Source organism: Mesorhizobium mediterraneum (genome assembly GCF_002284565.1).
In the GTDB taxonomy this organism is placed as follows: Bacteria; Pseudomonadota; Alphaproteobacteria; order Rhizobiales; family Rhizobiaceae; genus Mesorhizobium; species Mesorhizobium mediterraneum.
Genome location: NZ_NPKI01000002.1, coordinates 104,555 through 130,487 on the forward strand (window position 1 = coordinate 104,555; position 25,933 = coordinate 130,487).

At 64.1% G+C, this 25,933-nt stretch carries 27 protein-coding genes; 5 read left to right on the forward strand and 22 right to left on the reverse strand.

Annotated elements, in window-relative coordinates; genetic code table 11:
- Positions 1-225 precede the first annotated feature (225 nt).
- Positions 226-939 (forward strand): SOS response-associated peptidase, encoded by a 714-nt coding sequence (locus tag CIT25_RS01060; protein WP_095482722.1) that lies wholly within the window; start codon positions 226-228, stop codon positions 937-939.
- Here CIT25_RS01060 and CIT25_RS01065 read toward each other — a convergent pair.
- Positions 936-1,196: a hypothetical protein gene (locus tag CIT25_RS01065; protein WP_095482723.1), complete on the reverse strand. Its 261-nt coding sequence runs from the start codon at positions 1,194-1,196 to the stop codon at positions 936-938. The two genes, CIT25_RS01060 and CIT25_RS01065, sit on opposite strands and share 4 nt — an antisense overlap.
- Positions 1,197-1,199: 3 nt before the next feature.
- A complete protein-coding gene (locus CIT25_RS01070; protein ID WP_128243050.1) occupies positions 1,200-1,598 on the reverse strand; it encodes a hypothetical protein in 399 nt (132 codons plus the stop codon).
- Between CIT25_RS01070 and CIT25_RS01075 the strand changes: the two genes are divergently transcribed.
- Positions 1,597-1,776 carry a hypothetical protein gene (locus CIT25_RS01075; protein WP_095482725.1) on the forward strand — a complete coding sequence of 60 codons (180 nt, stop codon included), beginning with the start codon at positions 1,597-1,599 and terminating at the stop codon, positions 1,774-1,776. The two genes, CIT25_RS01070 and CIT25_RS01075, sit on opposite strands and share 2 nt — an antisense overlap.
- Positions 1,777-2,595: 819 nt before the next feature.
- On the opposite strand, the gene CIT25_RS01085 is transcribed toward CIT25_RS01075, so the two are convergent.
- Positions 2,596-2,892 carry a hypothetical protein gene (locus CIT25_RS01085; protein ID WP_095482726.1) on the reverse strand — a complete coding sequence of 99 codons (297 nt, stop codon included), beginning with the start codon at positions 2,890-2,892 and terminating at the stop codon, positions 2,596-2,598.
- 231 nt (positions 2,893-3,123) lie between these two features.
- On the reverse strand, positions 3,124-3,285 hold the full coding sequence (locus CIT25_RS36760) for a hypothetical protein (RefSeq protein ID WP_164547162.1): 162 nt from the start codon (positions 3,283-3,285) through the stop codon (positions 3,124-3,126).
- A gap of 223 nt (positions 3,286-3,508) precedes the next feature.
- Between CIT25_RS36760 and CIT25_RS01095 the strand changes: the two genes are divergently transcribed.
- Positions 3,509-4,180, forward strand: coding sequence for a Crp/Fnr family transcriptional regulator (locus CIT25_RS01095; RefSeq protein ID WP_095482857.1), 672 nt, complete (start codon positions 3,509-3,511; stop codon positions 4,178-4,180).
- Positions 4,181-4,376: 196 nt separating this feature from the next.
- Here CIT25_RS01095 and CIT25_RS01100 read toward each other — a convergent pair whose 3' ends face one another.
- The 7 genes from CIT25_RS01100 to CIT25_RS01125 form a co-directional block, all read right to left on the reverse strand.
- The gene (locus CIT25_RS01100; RefSeq protein ID WP_095482728.1) at positions 4,377-4,835 is read right to left on the reverse strand and encodes a mobile mystery protein A; all 459 of its coding nucleotides are present in this window, start codon (positions 4,833-4,835) and stop codon (positions 4,377-4,379) included.
- Positions 4,836-5,105: 270 nt separating this feature from the next.
- Positions 5,106-5,492: a BA14K family protein gene (locus CIT25_RS01105; protein WP_167391019.1), complete on the reverse strand. Its 387-nt coding sequence runs from the start codon at positions 5,490-5,492 to the stop codon at positions 5,106-5,108.
- Positions 5,493-5,508: 16 nt separating this feature from the next.
- Positions 5,509-5,658, reverse strand: coding sequence for a hypothetical protein (locus CIT25_RS36765; RefSeq protein ID WP_023677295.1), 150 nt, complete (start codon positions 5,656-5,658; stop codon positions 5,509-5,511).
- Positions 5,659-5,661: 3 nt separating this feature from the next.
- Positions 5,662-5,991, reverse strand: a complete 330-nt coding sequence (locus tag CIT25_RS01110) for a DUF2934 domain-containing protein (RefSeq protein WP_095482729.1) — start codon at positions 5,989-5,991, stop codon at positions 5,662-5,664.
- Between the two features lie 122 nt (positions 5,992-6,113).
- A complete protein-coding gene (locus CIT25_RS01115; RefSeq protein WP_095482730.1) occupies positions 6,114-6,764 on the reverse strand; it encodes a BA14K family protein in 651 nt (216 codons plus the stop codon).
- Positions 6,765-6,922: 158 nt separating this feature from the next.
- Positions 6,923-8,008 carry a KamA family radical SAM protein gene (locus CIT25_RS01120; protein WP_425351725.1) on the reverse strand — a complete coding sequence of 362 codons (1,086 nt, stop codon included), beginning with the start codon at positions 8,006-8,008 and terminating at the stop codon, positions 6,923-6,925.
- A 182-nt stretch (positions 8,009-8,190) separates the two neighbouring features.
- Positions 8,191-9,495: a mechanosensitive ion channel family protein gene (locus CIT25_RS01125; protein WP_095482731.1), complete on the reverse strand. Its 1,305-nt coding sequence runs from the start codon at positions 9,493-9,495 to the stop codon at positions 8,191-8,193.
- Positions 9,496-10,080: 585 nt separating this feature from the next.
- Between CIT25_RS01125 and CIT25_RS01130 the strand changes: the two genes are divergently transcribed.
- On the forward strand, positions 10,081-10,512 hold the full coding sequence (locus CIT25_RS01130; protein ID WP_095482732.1) for an SAM-dependent methyltransferase: 432 nt from the start codon (positions 10,081-10,083) through the stop codon (positions 10,510-10,512).
- Between the two features lie 69 nt (positions 10,513-10,581).
- Here CIT25_RS01130 and CIT25_RS01135 read toward each other — a convergent pair whose 3' ends face one another.
- A complete protein-coding gene (locus CIT25_RS01135; protein ID WP_095482733.1) occupies positions 10,582-12,204 on the reverse strand; it encodes an ABC-F family ATP-binding cassette domain-containing protein in 1,623 nt (540 codons plus the stop codon).
- A 222-nt stretch (positions 12,205-12,426) separates the two neighbouring features.
- Here CIT25_RS01135 and CIT25_RS01140 point away from each other — a divergent pair, with 222 nt between their 5' ends.
- A complete protein-coding gene (locus tag CIT25_RS01140) occupies positions 12,427-12,756 on the forward strand; it encodes a hypothetical protein (RefSeq protein WP_095482734.1) in 330 nt (109 codons plus the stop codon).
- Between the two features lie 64 nt (positions 12,757-12,820).
- Here the strand turns inward: CIT25_RS01140 and CIT25_RS01145 are convergent, their stop codons facing one another.
- The 10 genes from CIT25_RS01145 to CIT25_RS01190 form a co-directional block, all read right to left on the reverse strand.
- The gene (locus CIT25_RS01145) at positions 12,821-14,833 is read right to left on the reverse strand and encodes an amidase (RefSeq protein ID WP_095482735.1); all 2,013 of its coding nucleotides are present in this window, start codon (positions 14,831-14,833) and stop codon (positions 12,821-12,823) included.
- A 100-nt stretch (positions 14,834-14,933) separates the two neighbouring features.
- On the reverse strand, positions 14,934-16,406 hold the full coding sequence (locus tag CIT25_RS01150; RefSeq protein WP_095482736.1) for a WD40 repeat domain-containing protein: 1,473 nt from the start codon (positions 16,404-16,406) through the stop codon (positions 14,934-14,936).
- Between the two features lie 117 nt (positions 16,407-16,523).
- Complete coding sequence (locus CIT25_RS01155; protein ID WP_095482737.1) at positions 16,524-17,294, reverse strand: exodeoxyribonuclease III; 771 nt, start codon at positions 17,292-17,294, stop codon at positions 16,524-16,526.
- Positions 17,295-17,303: 9 nt separating this feature from the next.
- On the reverse strand, positions 17,304-17,948 hold the full coding sequence (locus tag CIT25_RS01160; protein WP_095482738.1) for an alpha/beta hydrolase family protein: 645 nt from the start codon (positions 17,946-17,948) through the stop codon (positions 17,304-17,306).
- Positions 17,949-18,131: 183 nt separating this feature from the next.
- Complete coding sequence (locus CIT25_RS01165; protein ID WP_095482739.1) at positions 18,132-19,226, reverse strand: tetratricopeptide repeat protein; 1,095 nt, start codon at positions 19,224-19,226, stop codon at positions 18,132-18,134.
- Complete coding sequence (gene ku, locus CIT25_RS01170; RefSeq protein ID WP_095482740.1) at positions 19,223-20,134, reverse strand: non-homologous end joining protein Ku; 912 nt, start codon at positions 20,132-20,134, stop codon at positions 19,223-19,225. Before ku ends, CIT25_RS01165 begins: the two co-directional genes overlap by 4 nt.
- A 90-nt stretch (positions 20,135-20,224) precedes the next feature.
- Positions 20,225-22,705, reverse strand: coding sequence for a DNA ligase D (gene ligD / locus CIT25_RS01175; RefSeq protein ID WP_095482741.1), 2,481 nt, complete (start codon positions 22,703-22,705; stop codon positions 20,225-20,227).
- Between the two features lie 109 nt (positions 22,706-22,814).
- Positions 22,815-23,039, reverse strand: a complete 225-nt coding sequence (locus tag CIT25_RS01180; protein ID WP_095482742.1) for a hypothetical protein — start codon at positions 23,037-23,039, stop codon at positions 22,815-22,817.
- A gap of 197 nt (positions 23,040-23,236) precedes the next feature.
- Positions 23,237-24,337: a class II histone deacetylase gene (locus CIT25_RS01185; protein ID WP_095482743.1), complete on the reverse strand. Its 1,101-nt coding sequence runs from the start codon at positions 24,335-24,337 to the stop codon at positions 23,237-23,239.
- An 8-nt stretch (positions 24,338-24,345) separates the two neighbouring features.
- A complete protein-coding gene (locus CIT25_RS01190; RefSeq protein ID WP_095482744.1) occupies positions 24,346-25,929 on the reverse strand; it encodes a GMC family oxidoreductase in 1,584 nt (527 codons plus the stop codon).
- Between the last annotated feature and the right edge of the window lie 4 nt (positions 25,930-25,933).

Below are 25,933 nucleotides of genomic sequence, written 5' to 3' on the forward strand. Positions count from 1 at the left end.
TCCTCTAATGGGTAAACGCGCGGAATCGGCGTGCGTTGCGTGAGCGGAGCCCGTGGTTCGCCGCTGCGCACGGCAGTCTTCTTCCGGCGCGGTCGATCGCCGGTGTGGCGGCGGTGATCGCGGCGCTGTCGTGGTGGCTGGGATAGCGTGTCAGCAGCCGAGCGACAGCGCTGGAAATTGCCTGCCCTTTCCCACAAGATGCCTGGACATCCCTGAGGGTTCGACATGTGCAACCTCTACAACATCACCACCAGCCAGGAGGCGATCCGCCAGTGGACCCGCGCCCTGCGCGACATTCTTGGCAATCTCGAACCCTCCATCGACATCTACCCCAACCAGCCCGGCGCGGTGGTGCGCAACGCGCCGGACGGGACGCGCGAGCTGGCCAACCTGCTGTGGGGCATGCCGACGCCGATTGAGCGGGTGAAGGGCAAGGCCGACTACGGCACCACCAACATCCGCAACCCGCAATACGGCCACTGGCAGCAATATCTCGGTGTCGAGAACCGCTGCGTGGTGCCGCTCACCAGCTTCGCCGAACCGAGCCCAACGCCGGGCGACAAGGACCCGGATACCGGTATCCAGAGGAACTACTGGTTCGCGCTGACCGAGGAGCGGCCGCTGTTCTTCTTCGCCGGCCTGTGGACGCGTTGGCAAGGCGTGCGCAAGGTCAAGGACGGCCCCGGCGACTTCGAGCTCTACGGTTTTCTGACCACCAGACCGAACGCCCTGATCGCGCCGATTCACGAGAAGGCCATGCCTGTCATCCTGACCACGCAGGAGGAAACCGAGACTTGGCTGACCGCGCCGTGGTCGGAGGCCAAGCACCTGCAGCGCACGGCACCCGACGACGCGCTGGTGATCGTCGACAAGCCGGCGACGCAGATCAAGTTTCCGCCGCAGGCGCCACAGGCGCCGGTACAGGGTTCGCTGTTCTAAAGCTTGAACTTCTGCAACGTCCAGATGTAGCCCTTCGGCGGATGGTCCTGGTCGATGAACTGGGTGCGCACGGTGGTGTCTTTCCGTCTGCACCGTTTGCACCTGAACTTGATGGCTTCCAGCGGCTTGTTCCAGCCCACCACCTGCGCGACGTCATTCGCCCTGAAGCGCCCGACATGGTAGCAGTGGCCGCACTCCACGATCAGCAGCATGTTGGCCTTCGCGGCACGTCCAACGCTGTCCATCGGCCCGGCCATGGCTCATTTCCGAGTCAGGTAATCCTCGGGAAGCGGGAGCAGCCCAAGATTCGGCATCCGGAAATCGGGCTCCTTCTCCGCTAGGCTGGCCATCACCTCATGCAATTTTTCGACAAGCCCGCAAAGCTGCCAATACAGCTCGCCATGCGCCTTCAGATTCAATTGCGACGAAAGTACCGTCTTGCGCAGGCTCAGGGCGTCCCTGATGATCGCCTCCGCATCCCTCGTCGACAGCCTGTCAAACCGGCTTTTTCGTCTACCCATCGCGGCTCTCCTGAATTTGTGAGCAACCGCCCCACCTACTGACAAATAGGAAGGCATTCCTCGCGGAGTCAATTCGCCCTTGACATTTTTGTTCCCGTTTTGTTCAATTTGAACAGAAACTGTTGGAGGCATCGCCATGGACCACATCGTGACGCTGGACAGCCGCCAGGCGGCCGCCCTTCAGGCCATCGCCGACAAGTTCATCGCCCAGCACAAGGGCGATGCGGTGAAGGCGCTCAAGGAGATGATCGTGCTGAATGGGCATCTGCAGGAACGGCTTGATGCGATGGAGGGAGCGCGCCGGGCGACGCGTTAAGCGCTCAGAGATGACGGTAGCAGGGCGCGTGTTCAATCGTGCCGTTCGAAGGTCGGCTTAACGCCATGTTCAGACATTCGCGGTGCTTCTCCAGAGCGGACGTTAGCTCATCGGTAGGAGTCGACCTGCGGACCATGCCTGATGGTAGGTGCAAGGGAACGGCGTGACCCCCATGCGATGAAGCGGCGGTAGGCCGCCGCTCCGAATTTGAGCGGCCCGTCCGGCAACGCTATAATTGACCGGCCGGGGACGTTATCGATGACGCAAATCAGAGCCATGACTGAGCAGGACGTGCCGTCGGTATCGCGGCTCATTGGAGAGTCTTGGCGCAGGACGTACTCGCCAATCATGGGTGCCGAGACCGCGGCCCGGATTTCGGATGAAGATCACACGCTGCAGCGGATTGCGGCGGAACTGACAGACACCAACAAAATGTCGTTCGTGGCAGAACGGCCAGACGGCTCGATCGCCGGCTACGCGATGGCTAAGATGAATGAAGCCGGCGACGTCATGCCGCCCATTCCGGCATCCCCAGCATCGCACTCGAAGTGCTCGAGGGAAACGACCGGGCAATGGCCTTTTACCGCAAACATGGTTCGAAGTGGTCGATCGCAGGACCGCGTCGCACGGTACAGAAGGCCATGCATCGTTGATTATGCGCAAACTGCTATCGCGCGCCTAGTCGGAACTCGCGCATCGAACAGTACATCACGTCTTCCGTCCCCAGCGCACCGGCGGCCTCCCCGTTCGCAATCCAAATAGACGTCATTCAGCTGTTTGATTGGCATGTCAGCGTGAGCGAACGCGAGGTCCTGAGCGTCAGAAGCCGACAATGAAGCCGGACTGATTGCGATCAGCACGGTGCCGAGCGTCCTTGGGGTCGCAGGTGTAGTGCCGTTCGAAGGTTCCGTCCGCGCGCCGCTGCTTGTCGAAGCCGCGATGTAAGGCTCGATCGCGCGTGGACCAGCCAAAGGGGATCTCGGCCGAGGCGTAGCCACTGCCGGCGGCCAACCGTTTCGGGATCGAGGCCGAAGCGATCCTAGTGCGCTCGATCGTCGTGCCGGCCGCGCCTGCCTCCGCATGCGCGGCTTCGCAAAGCGCACATGATTTCGTCACGTGAGATGCGGATGTCGCCAAGAACATCATCGGGTAAACGGCTCAACTGGTCCGTTGCCGACAAGAGAGCTTTTCGCTCGGCGCGGAGGCGTAACCACCTGCGAAATGGACCAATGGCGGCAGCATGAATTATAACCATGATCAGATCGTCCCTTCATTGATCTGAATTGACCGGTACGGAACGGCGCGAACGGCACTCCGGGCGAGAGCGTCAGCCGTCCGCGAGGCAAGTTAGGCGTAGTGGTCGATGGATTGGTTTTGCCGCGGCGTGCCCATACGGCGCGCGGTGGCTGGCCCCGGGCCACGCATGTAATAAAGCTCCGGGCGGTAGCGCGGCGCGACGAATTTGCGAAACCCCGCAGCAAATTTTGTGACGGGAGCCAAGAATTTCATGACTGTTCCCTTTCCCTTCGCCGGCTTGCACACGAGCCGGCGGGCCTGACGTTGCAACAAGGATATGACAGTCGAACCAGGCTCGGCTGTGGGAATTCCCACACCGGGAAAACATTGGCGAAATCCGCTCCCAGTTTGCATCCCGGAAAGCGGGGCCTGCGGCCATCAAATTTCCTTGGATAGGGAGTAAGGTGAAGTACACTTGATTGAACAAGAGACCGTTGTGACAGGCTCTCTGGCCTTCATCTCAAGACTTTGCGATGCCGACCTCGCCGCGCTGACCAAACGGTGGCACGAGCGCAGCTATCGACACAACGAGCTAATCATTTCCCACGGCGACACTGGTCGCGATGTCTTCTTCCTGCTCGAAGGACGGGCTCGCGTGACACTGGTTTCAGCGGACGGCAGGGAGATAGCGTATCGCGATGTCGAACCGGGTGACATTTTCGGGGAGCTCGGAGGCATTGACGGGATTGCACGCTCTGCCAGCGTAGTCGCACTGGAGGCAACCCGCGCTGCACGGCTGTCCGGCACAGCATTCCGGGATATCGTGATGACCCACCCGACTTTTGCCTGGGTGCTGCTTGAGCATCTGTCTGCCCAGCTCCGGCGCATGACCGAGCGGGTATTCGAATACAGCACTCTGGTCGTGCGAAAACGGCTGATCGTCGAGCTCCTGCATCGGGCGGAGAAAGCCGCACTCGTGGACGGCGAGGTGTCCATAAGCCCGGCACCGACGCATTCCGAGCTGGCGGCAACGATGAGCACGCACAGGGAAGCGGTCTCGCGCGAAATGAGCGACCTCGCCAAGAGAGGCCTGATCGAAAAGCGCGGCAGCAGGTTATTGCTGCATGACGTCTCGGCACTACGGGCGCTGGTCGACAAGAAGGAATAGCGAAGGCTGTCGCTGCGGCGGGGGGCACCGCACGTTTCATACTCCTCGGCCGCAAGTGATTACGGCATGCGGAAGGCTGCAACGCCGAATCGTGCCTGGGTCCTGCGTTCAAGAGTCCGCTTCGCCAAGGAGCCTAAAGGTCCGTTTCTGACAATCCGAGCCTCGAAGCTGCCGAGCTTGACCGCCATGCCTAATGTCACTTGTCCTGCCAGAAATCGAGCGGCATTTCGTACATAAGCTCGCGCATGAGGCGCGATACTTCCCGCTCCGTCCGGCGGTCCGACACGGTCTGGTCCTCCATTGCCATGTGCCTGCCTGCCACGCCGACGATCGCCCTCGCCTTTTTTCGAGCCTGCGCGATGACGACGTTCTCGATGTCATCGGGTGGCTCGAAGGCATAGACGAAGCGGCAGCCCATGGCTTCGGCGGTGGCCTGCATGGACTTCAGCGTGATGCCGCCATTGAGCTCGGCCCGTTCCGCCTGCGCGATGCGGGCGCGCGTCACCCCCATCCGCCGCGCAAGCTGCGCGCCAGACATGCCGAGCGCCTTGCGCACCGTACGGATCCAACCTTCCGGGGGTATATGAATATTGCCGCCCTGGGCGAGATTCACCGTCGCCTGGTACTGCTCCCGAACAGCCTGTTTAACGCTCATTGCAAACTCGTATATTGACGCAATAATCAAATCGTCAAGGTATATATATACAGAGAGGCCTGATCTGTCAATACTTATATTGACACTGCTCAGAGCCGAGGAACCCAGGCTTTCAAGAATCCCGAACAATCTCCGTATATGCCCGACCATCAAACCCCGAAAGCGCCAGCTCTCCCCCTCCTGCATCTCGACATGGGACGGACCGGAGCGGCACCTTCCCTCCGCCTTCCGGAAGGTCCAGCACGTGTTTGAAGACGCGCGAGGCGCCGCTCAGCTCACACTCGCACTGCCTGCGCGGGCCGCCGGAATAGGCTGGTAGGAATTGTCTTCCGGCCGATAGGAGCGGTAGCGGCTGAAGCAATATTGCACGTGGTCGGGCGGAAGCCAGGGCCAGGCGGCGCCGGCTTCCTGCGACGGAACGTAGCCATCCATTGGCAACGTGTCGCTCGCCTCGACATAGCTGGCGCCATCGTCGGGAGGCTGTGCGGTGCGCTCGGCGGCCCCCGCATCGAGATAAAGCGAGATGCAGGGGCGCTGCTCTCCGTTATAGGACGTGTAGTTGTCCTCGCTTAGCCTGTAGGAGCGGTAGTGGCTTCGCGACGGCTTGTGCGGGCTGAAATTCAGGTTCGCCAGGCATCCCGCGCGGCTGCCTGGCAAGCGACGGCACGCCGCCTCAATGCCTCTTGAAATACTGCACCTCGCGTTCGTGCTTCTCGGCAGCCTCGCGGGTATCGAAGGTGCCGAGATTGCGGCGCTTGCCGGTCTTTTCGTCCTTCTTGCGCGAATAGAGGCGGTATTTTCCGTCTTTGAGTTTTCTGATCATCTGTCACTCCCCGAGCCGCTGCTTCCCCTTGAGGTTGCGCGCGGCTTGCTCGATCGCCGCCCGGTCGTTGCCCAGCCTGTCGATCAGCTCCTGCGCCTGTTCGCCCGATATGCCGGTGCGTATCGCGAGGGCCTCCACCGTCAACACGTCGGAGCTCGCGACCTCGCGGGTTTCCGGCAGGGCATCGCCTGCCGTCAGCGGCAGGGCTGCCTCCCTGTCGATCTCGGCCTCGGCCCGGTGCCAGTGCCGCTCGGGATCGCCATGGATCCGGCCTTCACGTTCCCAGATCTGGTACGCGCGCTCACGAATCTTGTCTTCCCGGTCGTCGCCCATGTTGATTCCTCCTTTGGGTATCGGATGAACGCCGCGCCAACCCGAACGATCCAAGAAATCTGCGTGATCGTTGGGTGGGGTCGCACAAGGCGCCATGCACTGCGGCCGCCAGCCCGCCCTGCCTACTCGCACTGCCTGCGCGGGCCGCCGGAGTAAGGCTGATAGCTGTTGTCTTCCGGCCGATAGGAGCGATAGCGGCTGAAGCAATATTGCACGTGGTCGGGCGGAAGCCAGGCGGCGCCGGCTTCCTGCGACGGAACGTAACCATCCATTGGCAACGTGTCGCTCGCTTCGACATAGCTGGCGCCATCGTCGGGAGGCTGTGCGGTGCGGTCGGCAGCGCCCGCATCGAGATAGGGCGAGATGCAGGGGCGCTGCTCTCCGCTGTAGGACGTGTAGTGGTCGTCGCTTGGCCTGTAGGAGCGGTAGCGGCTTGCGCACCATTCTGCATGGCCGGCAGGCACCGCCTGCTGCTCGCCCGTCTGCTGCTCGTCCGCTTGCGGCTGGATAGAGCCGGTAACGATGGGCGCCGAAGCCGCGGCATCGGCAGGTTTCGAGCTGTGATCAACTGGGCGGGCGGGAAGACGCTCAAGACGCTGCGAAGCAGGGTCTACCTTCCGCGGTTCCTTCGGCCACAGTTCGGCGACGCTCGAGGTCGGGGCGGCTTGCCGCACCGGCTCGGCGGCAAGAATCCAGACAGCGAAGGCCAACCCGCTGGCGAAAACCGCAAGCGTCAGTACGAAGCCACCAAGTACCGCCGATAGAGCTTTCACCCTGCGCTCCTTTGCCCCTCATCTCTAAAATGCGAGGGCATTGGATCCGGTTCCAACCAGGCGCAACGGCAGGAGCTTCCGCGCTCAGGGGAAACCCTCTCCGTCTCGGCTTCGCCGAGACACCTCTCCCCGCTTTACGGGGCGAGGAACCCAAGCTTTCAAAGATCGCCGACAATCTCCATGTACGCCCTCACCTCCCCATCCTGCCCGCGAATCCGCCAGCTCTCACCGTCCTGCGCCTCGACATAGGACGGGCCAAGCGGCACCTTGCCTCCGCCATCCGGCAGGTCCAGCACATAGACGGGGTTGCAGATGCCCGACAGGCGCGCGCGCAAGGCGCTGGCCAGCGCCTGGCCCTCGGCGATCGTCGTGCGCCGATGCGCCATGCCGCGCGCGAGATCGCCGTGGTGCAGGTAATAGGGCTTGACGCCGAGGCGGTACATCAGCTCCCGGCACAGCTCCTCCAGCACCTCGACCGTGTCATTGACGCCTTTCAGCAGAACGCTCTGGTTGAGCAGCACGAAGCCAGCCTGCCGGAACGTGCGGCAGGCCTGCTCGGCGGCATCAGTGATTTCACGCGCGTGGTTGAAATGGGTGACGACCGTGACCATCAGCCGGCCCTGCAGAGAGCGAACCAGCCCTGGTGTGACACGCGAGGGCAGAGCGACGGGCACGCGCGTGTGGATGCGTAAGAGCCGCACATGCGGAACCGCCTCGATGCGGGCGTGAATTTCGGCCAGCGCCTTGTCCGGCAGCGACAGCGGGTCGCCGCCGGTCAGGATCACCTCGCGGATTTCGGGATGGGCCTCGATATAGGCGAAGGCCGGCTCCATCGCCTCGCGCGAAAAACCCCGGCCGATCGAGGTCAGCGACTCCTTACGAAAACAGAACCGGCAATAGACCGCGCATTGATAGGTCGCAAACAAGAGAACCCGGTCGGCATGGCGATGCGTCAATCGCGGCACCGGACTGAAGGCATGGTCGGCGATCGGATCGTCGAGCTCGCCTTCCTGCTCGGCCAGTTCTTCGGGCGACGGGATGACCTGCGCCCGGATGGGATCGGCGGGGTCGCTCCAGTCGATCAGGTCGAGATAGGCTTTTGGGATGCGTACCTTGTGGCGCGTGGCCGCGGCTTGGGCCGCCGCGCGCTCGGCTGGCGACAGTGGCAGCGAATCCAGATCGCGCACATGCCGCACGCCCGCGCGAACATCGTCCTGCCACGCGGCGTCGTCATCGGCCGGCATGCCGGCTGCATCGACAACCATGCTGGCGTCGGCGAGATGTGAGGTCATCGAGGGGCTCCTTGAATTCGGGGCTGGATACAGCATTGGAGCCGAGGCTTGAAGGGAATAAGCGGCGTTGCGATGGCACGGACGAAAAGGCCGCTCTCAGCTTCGGCGCCGCGACCCTGCTGCACCCTGCCCCATCAGCGCCCGCGTGATGTCCCAACGCGCCCGTCCGGCTTCATGATGATCTCGCGATGCGGATAGGGGATGTCTATGCCGTTTTCCCTAAAGGTGTCCCACAGCGCCAGCAGCACCCTTCCGCGCACGTTGGTCAGGCCTTGTTGAGGATCGTGGATCCAGAAGCGCAGGACGAAATTGAGCGAGGAGTCGCCGAAGTCCGTGAGCCAGCAGACCGGCCGCCGGCCCGCTTCGACCCGGCCGACGCTCGTGGCGGCCGCTATCGCCAGTTCACTGACCTTATGCGGGTCGGCGTCGTAAGAGACCCCGAAATTGACGTCGAGCCGCACAAGGTTATCGCTGAACGACCAGTTGATGACCCTTTGGGTGATGAAGTCTTCGTTCGGGATCAGGTATTCGCGGCCGTCGCGCGTCACCACCGAGACAAATCGCGCCCGCAGTTCGCGTACCCAGCCGAAGGTGCCTTCGAGCGAAATGGTGTCGCCCGGCTTGATCGACTTGTCGAGAAGGATGATCATGCCGGAGACGAAATTTGAAACGACCTTTTGCAGCCCGAAAGCCAGGCCGACGCCGACGGCGCCGGAGAATATCGTCAGAGCCGTCAGGTCGAGACCGACGGAAGACAGGGCGATGACACTCGCGACCAGCACAAGGCCGACCTTTGCGACCTTGCCGACGAGGACGCGGATCGAGGGTGTCAGCTCTTCGGAGATCCGGACGCGCTCATCGATATATTTGCCGACGACCACCGCAAGCCAAACCGTGGCGATCAGCAACAGCGCCGCTTTCAGCACCATGAGCGCCGAAAGGCGAACCGCGCCCAAAGGTATTGCGAGGCTGTCCAGGAAAGCCGCGGTGTCGTCATCGATGCCCAGGATGACGAGGGCCGCATAGATCCAGGTGAGCCAGGCGAGAGCCCGCGCGACAAAGCGGTTGCGGATGATGCGCGACAGCACCGACGCGAACAGCCACGCGAGGGATAGCGAGAGCGCGATAGTGATGAAATGGCTCCGGCTTGGCCAGGTGACGGCGCGCATGAGAAAGAGCGCGGCAAGCAGGAAGACCGTGAACAGGATCCAGTCGGTGCGCCGCAACAGGGCAACCACGACCCTCAACAGTCCGGGATGGCCCTTTATCTGGCGTGCCCGGTTCTCCACGAGCGGTTCGATGCGCTGCGCCGCAAGCTTCGCGACGAGGAAGAGCACGACGATGATGGCAGCCTGATAGAAGAACCACGGCGTGACGGCGTAGTCGAACCATCGGCTGGCCCAGGCCAGCGATTCATCGATGGCGTTGCGAAAATCCATTCCCACACGACCGTTATGGACTGGCGAACAGCAACTCGCCATCCACAATGTCGCCGGCCTCCTGAATGGTCAAGCCGACCACCAAGACGCCTCCAGCGCCTCCGCTCTGCGCATCAGTCCTGCAAGTCCGGCGGCTCCTGCCAAAGCGTTCGGGACAGGGGCTGTCATAGGTGTGGATGTCCCGGGCGTCAGTTCAGCACCCGGTTCGAGCGCACGGCCGATCAGAAACAACCGCTGGAAATCGCTAACTCATAACATTAGCTTGCGCTTACATTAGCTTGAGCGTATGTATCTAAATTGGCCGGTCATCTACCCCCCAACCGGTTAGGCTCGGCGCCAGTCCCCCCCTCAGGCCAACGACGCCGGGCCGCTCCGGGCTTGGTCCGGGAAGCCCTGCTTTAAGTGCCCCCCACTGTTCCTGTCGCGGCAGTTGAGAAAGTCGACCGATCGTCGGCCTTTTCGATATCGATCAAGGGGCCTCGCCCACCGGCGGTGAACACATCGACGATGTCCCCTCAGGTGACGGCCTTCCCGTCGCCAGCCATGGTCGCTAATCTCGGCTCAGGGAAAGGCTGGAGAAGAGGAATGGCGAACGACTTGTCGCCAAGGCTTTTGGCGATCGTCGATGCGCTGCCTTTGCGGCAGGGCATGCGGGTGCTCGAGATCGGCTGCGGACCGGGTGCTGCGGCGCGCGAGATCGCACGCCGGATTGGCGACGGCCACGTGCTGGCGATCGACCGCTCGGCCAAGGCCATCGCGCAGGCCAGGGCCGCCTCGCGTGCCGAGATTGCAGCGGGCCGGCTGAGCCTTCGTCAGGTCGCTATCGAGGACTTCAACCTAGAGGCGGACGAGAAGCCCTTCGACATTGCCGTTGCGGTGCGCGTCGGCGCACTGGACGGGCGTCATCCCGAGGCAGGAAAAATCGCCCTGCAACGGCTTGAGGCCGCGTTGACGGCGCAAGGCCGGCTGTTCATCGACGGCGGCGATCCGCTGCGCGAAATTGTGATACGCGGCTGAGCAGCCGGTGGCTTTCTCTCCGGAATCGAGGGTTTGAGTGACGGTGAGCGGCAGCGTCGGGCCTGCGCCTCAGCTCCTCAGCCCCGGCGCTTCCTGCCCGGTGCGCTCGACATACTCCGTATAGCCGCCGCCATAGGTATGAATGCCGTCGGGCGTCAGTTCCAGCACCCGGTTCGACAGCGCGGCGAGGAAATGGCGGTCGTGCGAGACGAACAGCATCGTGCCCTCATACTGCGACAGCGCCGTGATCAGCATCTCCTTGGTGGCGATGTCGAGGTGGTTGGTTGGCTCGTCCAGCACCAGAAGGTTGGGCGGGTCGAACAGCATCAGCGCCATCACCAGCCGCGCCTTCTCGCCGCCCGACAGCACCCGGCATTTCTTCTCGATCTCGTCACCGGAAAAGCCGAAGCAGCCGGCCAGCGCGCGTAGCGGCGCCTGGCCTGCCTGCGGAAACGCGTCCTCCAGCGTCTGGAACACGGTGCGTTCGCCCTCCAGCACTTCCATGGCGTGCTGGGCGAAATAGCCCATCTTGACGCTCGGGCCGCGCGCCACCGTGCCATTGTCCGGCTCGGAAGCGCCGGCCACCAGCTTCAGCAGCGTCGACTTGCCGGCGCCATTGATGCCCATCACGCACCAGCGCTCGCGGCGGCGCACCTGGAAATCCAGCCCCTCATAGATCGAGCGGCTGCCATAGCCCTTGTGGACGTTCTTCAACGTCACCACGTCCTCGCCGCAGCGCGGCGCCGGCTGGAAATCGAACGACACCTTCTGGCGGCGCTTTGGCGGCTCGACGCGGTCGATCTTTTCCAGCTTCTTCACCCGGCTCTGCACCTGGGCGGCATGTGACGCGCGCGCCTTGAAGCGCTCGATGAAGGCGATCTCCTTGGCCAGCATCGCCTGCTGGCGCTCGAACTGCGCCTGCTGTTGCCGGTCGGCGATCGCCCGCTGCTGCTGGTAGAATTCGTAATTGCCGGAGTAAGCGGTCAGCGAGCCGCCATCGATCTCCACCACCTTGTTGACGATGCGGTTCATGAACTCGCGGTCGTGCGAGGTCATCAGCAGCGCGCCGTCGTAACCTTTCAAAAACTGCTCCAGCCAGATCAGGCTTTCCAGGTCGAGATGGTTGCTCGGTTCGTCGAGTAGCATGGCGTCGGGCCGCATCAGCAGGATCCTGGCCAGCGCCACGCGCATCTTCCAGCCGCCGGAAAGTTTTCCGACGTCACCGTCCATCATCTCCTGGCTGAAGCCGAGGCCATCCAGCACCTCGCGGGCGCGGCCATCCAGCGCGTAGCCGTCGAGCTCCTCGAAGCGCGCCTGCAGGTCGCCATAGCGGGCGATGATCTTGTCCATCTCGTCGGCCCGCTCCGGGTCGCCCATGGCGGCTTCGAGCTCGCGCATCTCGGCTGCCACTTCGCTCACCGGCCCGGCGCCGTCCATCACTTCGGCGACAGCGCTACGGCCTTCCATGTCGCCGACATCCTGGCTGAAATAGCCGATGGTGACGCCGCGATCGACCGATACCTGGCCCTCGTCGGGCTGCTCCTCGCCGTTGATCATGCGAAACAGCGTCGTCTTGCCGGCGCCGTTGGGGCCGACCAGGCCGACCTTCTCGCCCTTCTGCAGGGAGGCAGAGGCTTCAATGAAGACGATCTGCCTTCCGTTCTGTTTGCTGATGCTTTCCAGTCGAATCATGCTTCCACGCGCGCTCAAGGGATTTTCCCGCGCCAATACGCGATAGGCCGCGCCTGCGGAAGCCCGCAAATCAATGGGAATACGACGCCAGAGAGATGCCGGCCAGATAGATGCCGGAATGATCCGCTGAGCGTTCAGATCGAGGTTCGAAGTGAATTAGCGGAACCTTGGATACCGCCGGCAGTTTAGAAAGACAGGCTCAAACACCGAAAGGAGGATGAGATGAAGACGCTAACCGCTATTTTGCTCGCCACCTCTATGGTCGGCCTGACCGCCGGCACGGCAAGCGCCACTTGCCATGAGACGACCGCATCGATCGAAGCTCAATCAGGCATCGCAAAAGACGCAACGCGTGCGCCCCTCGAAACCGACGCGAATACCGGCAACAGGGTAGAGGGCGGCCCGGCCAATAAGGACGCCAACACCATGCCGCTTGCCAACCAGGAAGCCGGTGGGGATAAAAACCTTGCCACTTCGCAGCAGGATGTCGAGGCGCAGCAGGAGGGCGAAAAGACGGCAGCGGCCAAAGCCGACCCCTGCAAGCCGGATTGACGCGGATTGAAAGACTGGCCGCAGACGCTGCGCTGGATGCCGTGGCACCAGCCGAAGCGCGATGTTACCCAATCCCTCCCGTCACCGCATAGGCGCCGGCGACGCGTCCGTCCTCAACACGCACGACGGCGGTGACGATCGAGCCGTATGAGCCGCGCCAGACGCTGTGGATCGCCTGGTGCGTGGCAGCCGGTACGACCGCACGCCCGGTGAAGCGCGCGCCGGTCCGCTGCATGGCGACAGGCTCGCCGTTGACATGGATTTTCACGCTGGTCTCGGCTCCGGCCTCGCCATGCACATCAAGCGTGATTGTTATCTCGTCCTGGCCACCCGCATGCCGCGCCTCGGCGGCAAGCGTGATAGTCAGCGGCACATCATTGGTCGTGATGTCGCCATGCCGGGCGGCAAAGACATCGTCGGCCAATTCCGGCGTGCGCGGCGGGCGGGTGCGGCGCAGGCCGAAACGCTCGAAGTCGCCGGCCAGCCGAAGCAGCTTCGTATCCTCATACGCCTTGCCGGCGAAGGTCAGCCCGACCGGCATGCCGATATCGGCCATCGTGCCCATCGGCACGGTGACGGTCGGAATGCCGAGATGGCGCCACACCAGATTGCCGTTGGCGACCCAGGTGCCGTTGCGCCAGGCAAGTGCTGCGGACGCCTCGTTGACATCCGCATCGGCCGGCCCGACATCGGCGACGGCGGGAAATACCACGGCGTCGAGCCCTTGCGCGTCGAGCCAGTCCTCGAAATCGATCCGCCGCGTCGCCTCGAGGCCTTTTAGGCCGCGCTCCAACTCGGGAATGGCCTGGAACGGCGTGACGCCGCGCATGGCCCGCTCGGCATATTCCGCCAGATCGAAACTGTCGTCATAGCGGTCCGGCAGCGTGCCCGGCGGCTGAGGAAAGATTTTTGCGCCGTCGACCGAGGCGAGATCGGGGATGGCAGGGTCGGCATTGGCGCGCAGGAAATCGTCCCAAGCCGAAATGCATAGGTCCCATATCTCGCGCTCGGCGAATTCTTCCGGAACCAGCCCGCGATCGACCATGTTTTTTGTGCCCGGCCGGTCACGCTCGTAGTTGGCGACGACGGGGAAATCGACCTCGACCACATCTGCGCCGAGCCTTCGCAAATCCGCTGCCGCCTGCTCCCACAGGTCGAGCGCCGACGCGCGGGTCTGGATCGGAACGTCAGCCTCCGTGTCGCGGCCGATATACGTGCGGGGCACACCGAGCCGCACGCCTTGCAGCGCTCCCTCCAGCTCGAGCCCGACATAGCATGGCGGCCGCACATCCGAGTTCTTCGGCAGCGCCACCCAGGGCTGTGCGCGCCAGAAATCGCCCCTGGTGTTCGGGTCGTCGGCGACGATCACGTCGAGCAGTTCGAGCATATCGGCAACGCTGCGCGTATGCGGCACCACCACGTCCATCGTCGGCACCAGCGGCCAGTTGCCACGCACGGAAATGACGCCACGCGACGGCGTGTAGGCGACCAGCGCGTTGTTCGACGCCGGCGCCCGGCCGGAGGACCATGTCTCCTCGCCCAGCCCGAAGGCGGCGAAGCTGGCGGCGGTCGCGGTGCCGGAGCCGTTCGACGATCCAGAGGCGAAGGCGGCGGTCAGCCAGTCGGCATTGTAGGGGCTTTCCGCCCGGCCATAGACGCCGCGCTGCATGCCGCCATTGGCCATCGGCGGCATGTTGGTCAGCCCGATCAGCACCGCGCCGCCGGCCCTCAGTCTTCCGATGGTAAAGGCGTCCTCGTTGGCGGTGAGGTGCTCGAAAGCGGGCGAGCCGGCGGCCACCGACAAGCCCGCCACCTTATAGCTGTCCTTGGCGGTGTAGGGGATGCCGTCCAGCGGCCCGAGCGTCGCGCCGTCCCGGCGGCGCCGGTCGGACGCGGCCGCCTCTTCAAACATCTTAGGATTGAGCACGGGAACGGCATTGAGAGTGATCCCATGCCGGTCGTAACGCGCAATCCTGCGCAGGCAGGCCCCGACCAGCTCGACGCTGGTGACGGTGCCGGCCTCCAGCGCCCGCCGCAACTGTTCGATCGACGCCTCGACGAAGTGGAGATTCGTCATGTTCGGTCCCTGCACCCTGCGCGACGATGGGGCCTCGCGCCGATTTTGTACAGGTCGCGTTTGCCCTCGAAACTAATCCGCGCGGAGGAGCTTACGGCGATCACTCCGGCGCGCCCGGAAACAGCGCTACCGCGTCACCGCCGCCTGCCGGCCAGTCCCGGATGGTGCGGTCGTAGCCGCCGGTCAGCACCGTGCCGTCGGCGGCGAATGCCACCGCGTAGACCGGGCCGGACCGGCTGTCGAACAGGGCGGTCTCGTTGCCCGTTTCCACGTCCCACAGCCGTGCCGTGCCGTCGAGCGAACCGGAGAGCAGCCGCTTGCCGTCGGTCGACAGCGCCAGCGCATAGACCGTACCCGAATGACCATCGAGGCGGCGGACTTCGCGACCGACGTCGAGATCCCAGAGCTTGATCGTATAGTCGCCGCTGCCGGTGATCAGATGGCGCCCGTCGGCCATGAACACCACGCCGTAGGGGCCACGCTCGTGCCCGTGCCAGCTGCGCAGCTGCTTGCCCGTGTCGATGTCCCATAGCTTCAGCGTGCCCTCGATACTGCCGCTGATCGCGCGTGTGCCATCGGGCGAGACGGCGATCCCGCTGATCGACCAGTCGTGCCCCGGCATCACATGCAGCACCGAGCCTTTCTCGATATCCCAGACGATGACCCTGCCGGTGTCGTGCCCGCTGACCGCACGTTTGCCGTCGGGACTGATCGCGAGCTTGTTGACGCCACCGTTCTGGCCTGACGAGAATACATGCAGCACAGCGCCATCGGAGAGCTGGCGCAGCACGATCTCGCCATCGTCGCCGGCCGTCAGCGCCCGCGCCCCATCGGGCAGGAAAAGCGCTGTCCGCGCCATGTCCTTGTGGACGCCGAGAGTGCGGATCAGGCGCTTGCCGTCGATATCCCAGAGCTTGATCGTGCGGTCGGTGCTGGCGCTCAGGATCGAGTGCCCGTCAGGCGCAACTGCCAGCCAGACGACGGGCTCGCGGTGGCCATCCGCCTGCGTCGGCTGCGGCGGCGGAGCCTGGGGCAGCGGCGCAACAGTCTGCGGTGGCGGGGCTGGAGCAGCCTCCGGCGGTGAGGCGGGTGGGGCAAGCGCGACCTCGGATGGCGAGGCAGGAGCCGGCGGCTGTACCGGTTCCGCGCTGGCGACGTCTTCGCCCTTCGGCGTGCTCGGCGCGGGTTGCTCGGCGGTCAGGCTTTTGCCGGCGTCCTGTGGCTGTCGCAACCAGGGGCCGAGTTGGTCGGCCACCAAAGCGAGTACGGCAAGGAACGGAATGACGACGAAGATCTTCCGCAGGCGTGATCGTCCGGCGGGTTGCGTTTCGGCACCCCTGCCGAACAGCGGCACCTTCGGATCTTGCGTCGATCGGCCCGGCAACAGGCCGGCCCAGAACAGCAGGGCTGCAAGGGCTGAGCAAACGCCCGCCGCCCCGACCAAAGCCAGGCGCACGGACGCGAAGCCTTCGCCGGCGCCCTCGCCGCCCAGCGCGAAATACACACGTGTGAAACAGAGCAAGCCGATCGCCAGCAGCAGCACCGCAAGCAGCCTGTCGACAAACCTGTTCATCGGGCTCCCCTCGGGCCGCTATCCGCTTCGCCCGCAATGATGCCGGTCAGCGCCGGGCTTGTCGATGTCCTTCTGATAGTAGCCAATCTCCCCCACAGGGAGATTGGCTCTCCCCCCTCACCGCAACTCCACCCACACCGGCGCGTGGTCGCTGGCGCCGGTCTCGCCGCGCACGTCGCGGTCGATCTCTGCCCCGGTCAGCCGACGCGCCAGCTTCTTCGACAGCAGGATGTGGTCGAGGCGCAGGCCGGCGTCGCGCGGCCAGCGGTTGCGGCGATAATCCCAGAATGTGTAGAGCGTGTCCTTCGGGTGCTTCTTGCGCAGCGCGTCGGTCCAGCCCTGGTCTAGCAGCACTGCGAAGGCGGCGCGGCTTTCCGGCTGCACCAGCGCGTTATCGTCATAGGAGCGGGTCGGGTAGATGTCGCGCGGCTCGGGCACGATGTTGTAGTCGCCGGCCAGCACCACCGGCAGGCCGGTGTCGAACAGTTCTGCCGCATGCGCGTTCAGGCGCTCGTGCCAAGCCAACTTATAGGTGAACTTCGGACCGGGCTGCGGGTTGCCGTTCGGCGCATAGAGGCAGGCGACGACGATGCCGTTGACCGCCGCCTCGATGTAGCGGGCCTGCTGGTCGCTCTCGTCGCCGGGCAGCGCCTCGCGGGTCAGCACCGGCTCTGAACCCCGCGCGAGTATGGCGACGCCGTTCCAGGTCGGCTGCCCCACCCACACCGCGCCATAGCCGGCATCCGCGAGCGCGGTGCGCGGAAACTGCGTCTGCCTCGCCTTGAGCTCCTGCAGGCAGACGATGTCCGGTTCGGCGACAGCCAGCCAGGCCAGCAGGTTTTGCAGCCGGCTGTTGATGTTGTTGATGTTGAACGTGGCGATCTTCATCAGCCTGCTTCAGCGCACGATGCGCTCGGTCCACGCCTTCACCGCATCGGCCACGGTCCTCAGATGATCGGCAGTGGAGAAGCCGGAGATGCTCTTGCGCGGCTTGAGATCGTGGTCGCCGTCTTCCAGCCACAGCATCTCGATGCGGTCGGAAAGATCGTAGGTCGCGACCTCGTCCGGCGTTCCGAACTCGTCGCGTGTGCCTTGGCAGATTAGTGTTGGCGTCTTCAGCCCTGCGAGATGTTTTGTCCGCAACTGCGTCGGCTTGGCCGGCGGATGGAAAGGGTAGCCCAGGCAGAGCAGCCCGGCGATCTTGCCTTCGGCGAACGTTTCGTCGGCGATCATCGAGGCGACGCGTCCGCCCATCGACTTGCCGCCGATGATGAGCGGCCCCTTCACGCCCTTCGCCCTGAGGTCGGCGATCGCCTTAATGTATTCCGGGTTCACCGTCTCGGCGCGCGGCGGCGGCTTGCGGTGGCCGTAGCGGCGGGCCGCCATGTAGTGGAATTCAAAGCGCGCGACGCGGAAGCCGGCCTCGGCCAGCGCTTTTGCCGTGGCGGTCATCGAGGCCGAATCCATCGGCGCCCCGGCGCCATGGGCGAGCAGGATGGTGACGGGGGCGGTGTCGGGGCCGTCGAAGAGGAAGGTGGTCATTGGAACTCCAACGTTGACGACCCCTTCTCCCCTTGTGGGAGAAGGTGGCCGAGCGAAGCTCGGTCGGATGAGGGGTGTTGGACGGAATACCAACGTCTCATTTCTTCCAGCACCCCTCATCCGTCTCGGCGCCAATGCGCCGATCCACCTTCTCCCACAAGGGGAGAAGGGAGCGCCATCGCCTCACCCCGCCGATTTCTGCGCCAGCTGCAAATCGACGAACTGTATCCCCTTGGCCGCCATGCGTGCCCATTCGGAGCTGGCGTCGAGCTCGAGGTAGCGCGACCAGTTCCGCCGTGCCTCGGCAAGGTTGCCGGCGTCGAACTCCAGCCGGGCAAGATTAAACACCGCATCGGCATAATTGGCATCGAGCGCGATCGCCTTTTGCAGATGCCGGCGCGCGGAGGCCTCGCGGCTTTGGTCGCTCATCAGCCCGGCCAAATTGAACCATGCCTCGACAAAACCGGGATCACATTTGATGGCGCGGGCATAGTCATGCGCCGCCTCGGCTGCGCGTCCAACGGCGCGCAGGCAGTTGGCGCGGTTGAAGGCGGCAATCGCATCGCTCGGGTCGATGGCTAGGCAGCGCTGGTAGAGTGCCGCCGCCTGCTCGTGGTGTTCAGCCTCTTCCGCCGCTTCGGCGTCGGCGAACAATTCTTCCAGCGTGTCGTCATCCGGCGACCCCAGATCGAACAGCAATTGGCCGTCCAGTTCACTCTGGCCGCCCTCGAGATAGATCGCGTCTGCGCGCCCATGCTGCGAGCCGACATTGAGTGACTTGGCGGTGAGCGAGGCGACCGGGCCGGAGCGGTGCACGGAGCGCGCGATCGCCCCCCACGAAGCGCCGCCAGCAACCAGCCCGGCATATTTGCGGGCGAGGATCAGGTCGCGAAACGAATAGGGTTCGCCATCATGCTCGAAGGCGTCGAAAAGCGACAACAGGTCAAGGTCGGATGCGGCCAGCCGTGACTGGTCGAGAAGCGACTGCCGCGACAGGGCCGAGGCCTCCGGCGCCTTCATCAGCCCGAGCAGGCGCAAAAAGCCGTTCTCGCTGATCAGCTTACGGCCGGTCGCGCGCTCGGCCGCGACGCGGCGCTCGATCTCGGCGTCCCCGGCCTTGGCGAGATAAATGCGGCCGAACACAACATGGCTGGTGCGCCTGGTGACGCCGCGCCGCAACTGGCCCTGCTGACGCTCGACCTCACGCGCCGCCAGCCGAAGCGGAAACGCCGCCAGCGCGCCGACGACGCCGAAGATGCCGCCGGCGGGGACCGTCACGCCTTGCTCTTGCCGACGGCCTTCAGCAGATTGGCCTTTAGCGGATTTTCCTTGGCAGCACCGCCTGCTGCCGCCTTCTTGGCCGCGGGCTTCGCCGCCTCATCGGCCTTGCTCTTCGACTTGGCGGGCGGCTTGGCCGATTGCGACAGGCTCGCCTTCAGCGCATCCATCAGATTGATGACATTGCCCCGTTCGGGCGCAGCCGCGATGATCGGCTTGTGGCCCTTGAGCTTCTCGCGGATCATCGCCATCAGCGCGATCTCGTAGCGGTCCTCGTAATTCTTCGGATCGAAGGTGGTTTCCTTCTGCTTGATCAGCGCTTCGGCGAGCTGCAGCATTTCCGGGTCGGGCTTGCCGGCCGGGATGTTGCCAAAATATTCAGCCGTGCCGCGCACTTCATTCGGGTTCCTCAAGGTGCAGACGAACATGCCATTCTCGCGTGCGCCGATCATCACCACGCGCTCGCGGCTGGACAGCACCAGGCGGGCGATCGCCAGCTTGCCGGATTGGCGCATGGCCTCGCGCAGCACCGCGAAGGTTTCCTCGGCCATCGCGCCATCGGGTGCCAGGTAATAGGGCGCGTCCTGATAGATCACGTCGACTTCGCCCTCGTCGACAAAGGCCTCGATGTTCATCGTATGATTGGATTCGATGCGCACCGCGTCGAGATCGGTATCATCGATGATGATGTACTGCTTGTCCTCGTACTCGTAGCCCTTGACCAGGTCCGAGCGCTCGACCAGCCCGAGCTCGGGATCGACCGGCTTCATGTTGATGCGGTTGTGCGTCTTCTTGTGCAACTGGTTGAAGCTGATGCGCTCGCTGGCACTGGTGGCCGGATAGAGCCGGACCGGACAGCTGACGAGGCTGAGCTTGAGGTAACCTTTCCAACTTGCCCTGGGCGCCATGAATTCTCTCCTACGCGGCCGTGCACTGTCGAACTGTTTGCAGCGCTTCGTCCGGAGGACGAACGGTGCTGCGGAAATCCTACATCCCACCTACAATACCGGCAAATCCCTAGCGAAATCTTCCATGTCGGCCCAGGGATCGCCGGAGGTGGCCAGAAGGCCCGGCAGGGAAGAATAATTCAAATCCTGCGGAGCGTCGATGGATTCCAGATCGGACCAGCTCACCGGCGTCGAAGCCGGCAGGTTGGTGCGGGCGCGCAGCGAGTAAGGTGCCGCCGAAGTATGGCCGCGCGCATTGCGGTGATAGTCGATGAATATGCGCCGCTTGCGGTTGTCCTTGCCCATGGTGGTGGTGAAGGTGTCGGGCGCGGAGACGGCCAATGCCGAGGAAATGGCGCTGGTCGCCTGGTGCAGCTTCTTCCAGTTCTGTTTTTGCGTCACCGGCACGGTGATATGGATGCCCTTGCCGCCCGAGGTTTTCGCGAACGGCACTAGCCCCATCGCCTCCAGCTCGCCCTTGATATGCACTGCCGCCTCGACCACCTCGCGCCAGGCGATGCCCTCGCCCGGATCGAGGTCGAAAACGATCAGGTCGGGCTTGTCGAGCCGCGTGCGGTGGGTGCCCCAGGTGTGGAACTCGACGACGCCGAACTGCGCCAGCGCCAGATAGCCCTTGGCGCCCTCGACCGACAGATAGGACTTGGTCTCGCCCTCGGAATTGGTCGCCTCGAATGTGACGACCGAAGGCGGCATGCCGGTGAAGGCATGGCGCTGGAAGAAACAGTCCTGCGGCTTGCCGGTCGGGCAGCGCACCAGCGACACCGGGCGGCCGAGAATATGCGGCAGCATGAAGTCGCCGACCAGCGCGTAGTAGACGGCGATATCGAGCTTGGTCGGTCCGGTCTTGCCGAATAGCCGCCGCGTCGGGTTGGTCACCCAGATCGTTGCAAGGTCGGCCTCGGCGATCAGCCGCTTGCGCTTGGCCGACACCGGCGTCGACAGGCCGACATCCCTGAGCCCGCGGAACACGGCATGGCGCAGCGCATTGTCTGCCGTGCGGTTGGCATAGTGGATGCGGGCCGACAGCAGCGGCCGCACCCATTTCATCTCGCGCATGATCTCGCGCGGAACCCCTTCGGGCGCCGACGCACCGGTGCGCAGCGGCTCCAGCCGGGCCAACAATTCGCCTGCTGTCGCGGCATCGAAGCCGGTGCCGACCTTGCCGCGATAATGCAATTCGCCGTCCTCGAATTCGGCCATGCCGAGCGCCGCCAGCCCCTCGGCCGCGTCGGAGGTGGTGTAGCCGGCGATGACGAAGTCGCCGGTTTTGAGCGCCTTGGTCTTGGTCCAGGTCTTGGTGCGGCCGCTCTGGTAGGTTGCCGTGGCGCGTTTCGAGACGACGCCTTCCAGCCCCAGTTCGGAGGCCTGGTCATAGAGCCCCTGCCCGTCGCCTTCGACATGATCGCTGAACTGGATGGCGGAGTTGGCACCGAGGCCGGACAGCAACTGCGACAGCAACGCCTTGCGCCGGCCGAGCGGCGCTTTTCTCAGGTCCCATCCGTCGAGGTACAAAAGGTCGAAGGCATAGAAGTGGAGCTTGTTGCCGGCGCCTTCGGCCAGCGCGTCCTGCAAAAGGGCAAAGCGGCTGATGCCCTTGGCGTCGACCACGACGATCTCACCGTCGATAACAGCCTCGCGACAGGGCAGCCTGGCGAAGGCATGCGGCAGGTCGCCATAGCGCTTGGTCCAATCGATGCCGGCGCGGGTGATCAGCCGCACCTCACCCTTAGCCAGATGCGCCATGGTGCGGTAGCCGTCGAACTTGATCTCGTGCAGCCAGACTTCGCGCGTTTTTTCCGCGGGGTGTTCACTGCCCGGAGGCTTCGGAACCTGCGTCGCCAGCTGTGGCTCGATGCGGGCGGGCGCCGGCGCCTTGACGGCGCCCGGCAAAGCGCCGGGCTTCAGCACGACCGGTTTCGCAGGCCTTGCGGCAGGCTTCGGCGTTGCCACCAGCTCCTCGATGCGCCGTCCCGATTTGACGCTTTCCGGCCGGGCTTCCAGTATGTCGAGCTTGGCGTCGGCGGCGAGGTCGCGCTCCTTGAACAGCAGCCAGTTCTTTTTGCCCTCATCCTCACTAGGCTTCGGTTTCAGCCGCGCTAGCATCCAACCGCCATTCAGCTTCTCGCCGGCCAGTCGGAACTTGAAGGAACCGGTGCGCAAACTCTTTTCGACGTCGTCCATCGGCGCCCAGACGCCGGTGTCCCAGACGATCATCGGCCCGCCGCCATATTCGCCCTCGGGAATGACGCCTTCGAAGTCGATATATTCGAGCGGATGGTCCTCGGTCTCGACCGCCAACCGCTTGTCGGCGGGATTGAGCGACGGGCCGCGAGGCACCGCCCAGCTCTTCAGCACATCGCCGACTTGCAAACGCAAATCATAGTGGTCGGCGGTGGCGTGATGCTTGTGCACGACGAAGCGGTTGCCTTCTCCGGCAACCAGCCCGCCAACGGGCTCCGGCGTCTTGCTGAATTCGCGCTTGGCGCGATAGGCCTTGAGCTTCGACGTCATATGCGCATGCCAAGCGGGATGCGTCGGCCGCGTAAAAACAACGGCTTGACCCACATCACATGAATCATTTTGTCAGCATGTGGCGGGCCGATGTCGTGCCTCACACAGCTCAATCGTCAGTGGCCGGCGTCAATTCGAGCTCGGCCGGCGACAGACCCTGCTGAAGCTGGCTCAGCCGGAATTCGTCGACCCAGTAGGCCTCGCCGTCAACGAGGACACGCGCCTTGTAGGCGCCGGCGGAAAAGCTCTGTGCGGTGATGTAGACCTTGTGGCGGTCGAGAGCCTTGCGCACCGCGGCGCGCTTGGATTTCTGGCTGGTGACGGAACTGGCCATAACTCGCTCACACACGCTGCCGCAGGAAAAACACGGCTGGTATAAGGATGGCCGAGACCGGCTGTCGTGTCAATTTGGGATGATCAGGCCACCTTTTTCGCCCAGCCAGCCTGGGAGCGTCAGCTTTCGAAGCCGCTGCCGCATGACATTGGGCAAGCTGCGCCGGGGCGAGAGCCACCCGGCACTACTCACATCCACTATCCGATACCGCCCACCAATTCCTCCGCCCTGGCTATGACGGCCGCCTGATGCGGCTGCAGGGGCTGGCCGGCGTAGCCTTCGAAGACCGGCAGGAAAGGATCATCGATATCAGTCCTGATGCCGGACAATTGCTCCATCACCGCCAGGCCGCAATAGGGCACGTAGGAAGCCGAATAGCCGCCTTCATGCGACATCATCAGCCGCCCGCCGCAGAGATCGTCGGCCGCCTGCATCAGCAGCCGCGTCATTTCGCGGTAGCTGCCGCTGTGCAGCATCATGCGCCCCAGCGGATCGGCCGCCGAGGCATCGAAGCCCGATGGCACGACGATGAGATCGGGCTTATAGCGAGTGAGCGCCGGCAGCACGATGCGGTCGAATACCGACATGTAAGCGCCGTGGCCGCATCCGGCCGGCAGCGGCACGTTGATGTTGTAGCCTTCGCCCCTGCCCTCGCCGCGTTCCCTATGAAAGCCGCTATCAGGCGGATAGAGCCCGTCCTGGTGGATCGAGATCGTCAGCACCGACGGATCCGAATAGAAGGCCGACTGGGTGCCGTTGCCGTGATGGACGTCCCAGTCGACGGTGGCTACCCGCTCAAAGCCGTGTTTGGCCCGGTTCTTCAGGATGGCGACTGGAACATTGCCGAACAGGCAAAAGCCCAGGCCTTGCGCGCGCTCGGCATGATGACCGGGCGGGCGCACCAGCGCGTAGCCATTGTCGATATCGCCGCTCAGCACCGCATCCATCACCGCAGCGGTGCCGCCAGCCGCCAGGCAGGCGATCTCGTAACTGCCGTGACCGAAGGGGGTGAGATAGCTCGCATCGCCGCCGCGCTCGTCGCTGAGCGTCTTGATGCGGCGGATGTAGTCACGATCGTGAAACAGGGCGAGATCGTCCTCGCTCACCGCGACCGAGGCGATCTTCGACAGCTTTTCGGTGAGGCCTGAAACCTCCATGAGGTTGCGGAACCGGCGTTTGGTCGCGGCATTCTCGGCATGCTCGCCCGGTTCGATGGTCAGGCTCGGCTGAAAGAACTGCGCGGCGTTCCCAGTCTCGTGCCAGAGATAGAGTTCATGGAAGTTCCAACCCGTCGCCATGTTGTTTCTTATCCTCCCAGGATCATCGATGCGGCGCGTTCGGCGATCATGATCGTCGGCGCATTGGTGTTGCCGGAAACCATCTTTGGAAAGACCGAGGCGTCGGCGATGCAAAGCCCGTCCAGCCCATGCACCTTCATCGACGCGGGATCGACGACGGCCATCGCGTCGGTGCCCATGCGGCAGGTGCTGGTCGGGTGGTAGAGCGTCGTGCAGTGACCACGAATGTACTCGGCGATCTCGGCATCGCTTTCGCATTCGGCGCTTGGCGTGATTTCGCCGACCAGCATTTCTTTGAGTGGCGACTCCGCCGCGATCCGGCGGCTGATGCGAATGCCCTCTACCAGCGTGGCGATATCCGATCCGTCCTCGTCGCTGGCGAAGTAACGCGGGTCGATCGCCGGATATTCGATGGGATTGGCCGAGCGCAGGCGGATCTCGCCGCGGCTGTCAGGCCGCTGCAGCGTGGTGTGCAGCGTGATGCCGGGCTTCGACGACAGGAACCGCACATAGTCGCGATGCGGGCTGATGGCGCCGTAAAGCTGAAGGTCCGGTTCGACATCCGGTCGGCTCCTGACGAAGCCGCCGGCCGCCACCCAGGGTGAGGAGCGCGGGCCGCTGCGCGATGTCTGCCACTCCGCAAAATCCCGCTGCAGCGTCTCGTCGGTCCAGGCGCCGACGCCGATCTTGTCCTTGGTGTAGAAGGTGATCGGAATGTTGATATGGTCCTGCAGATCCTTGCCGACGCCCGGCAGATCGTGGACGGGATCGACGCCGACGCTCCTGAGTTCGTCGGCCGGGCCGATGCCGGAAAGCAGCATCAGCTGGCAGCTGCCGATCGAGCCCGACGACAGCACCACCTCGCTCTCGGCAAAGGCAGTCTCCGGCACGCCGTTGACCAGATAGCGGATGCCTTTGGCCCGGCCCTTCTCGACGATCAGGCCCGTCGCCAGCACCCCGGTTTTCACCGTGAGGTTGGGACGTTGCCGCGCCGGGCGCAGATAAGCCTTGCCTGTGCCCCAGCGTTCGCCGTTCTTGATGGTGAACTGGAAGAGGCCGACGCCTTCCTGCTCGACGCCGTTGAAATCGCGGTTGTGCTGGTAGCCGGCGGCCTTGCAGGCCTCGATCCAGGCGAGCTCGTTGGGATCGACATGCCCGACATTGCCGATATGCAGCGGCCCATTGGCGCCGTGCAGCGGATCGTTGCCAAGCTCGGCATTGCTTTCGCAGGCCTTGAACACCGGCAGCACGTCGCTCCAGGCCCAGCCCGGGCAGCCCATGGCGGCCCAGCCATCGTAGTCGGACGGCAGGCCGCGAATATAGATCATCGCGTTCAGCGCGCCGGAACCGCCGATCATCTTGCCGCGCGGCCAGAACACCCGCCTGCCGCGGCAGCCGACCTGCGGCTCGGTGTAATAGCCCCAATCGACGGCGGTATTGAACATGGTCGGCCAGTCCGACGGCACGTCCGAGGCGAGCGGCGCTTCGCGTCCCGCCTCCAGCAGTAGCACCTTGCGGGCAGGATCGGCGCTGAGCCGGTTTGCCAGCACGCAGCCGGCCGAGCCGGCACCCACTATGATCGTGTCGAACATCGTC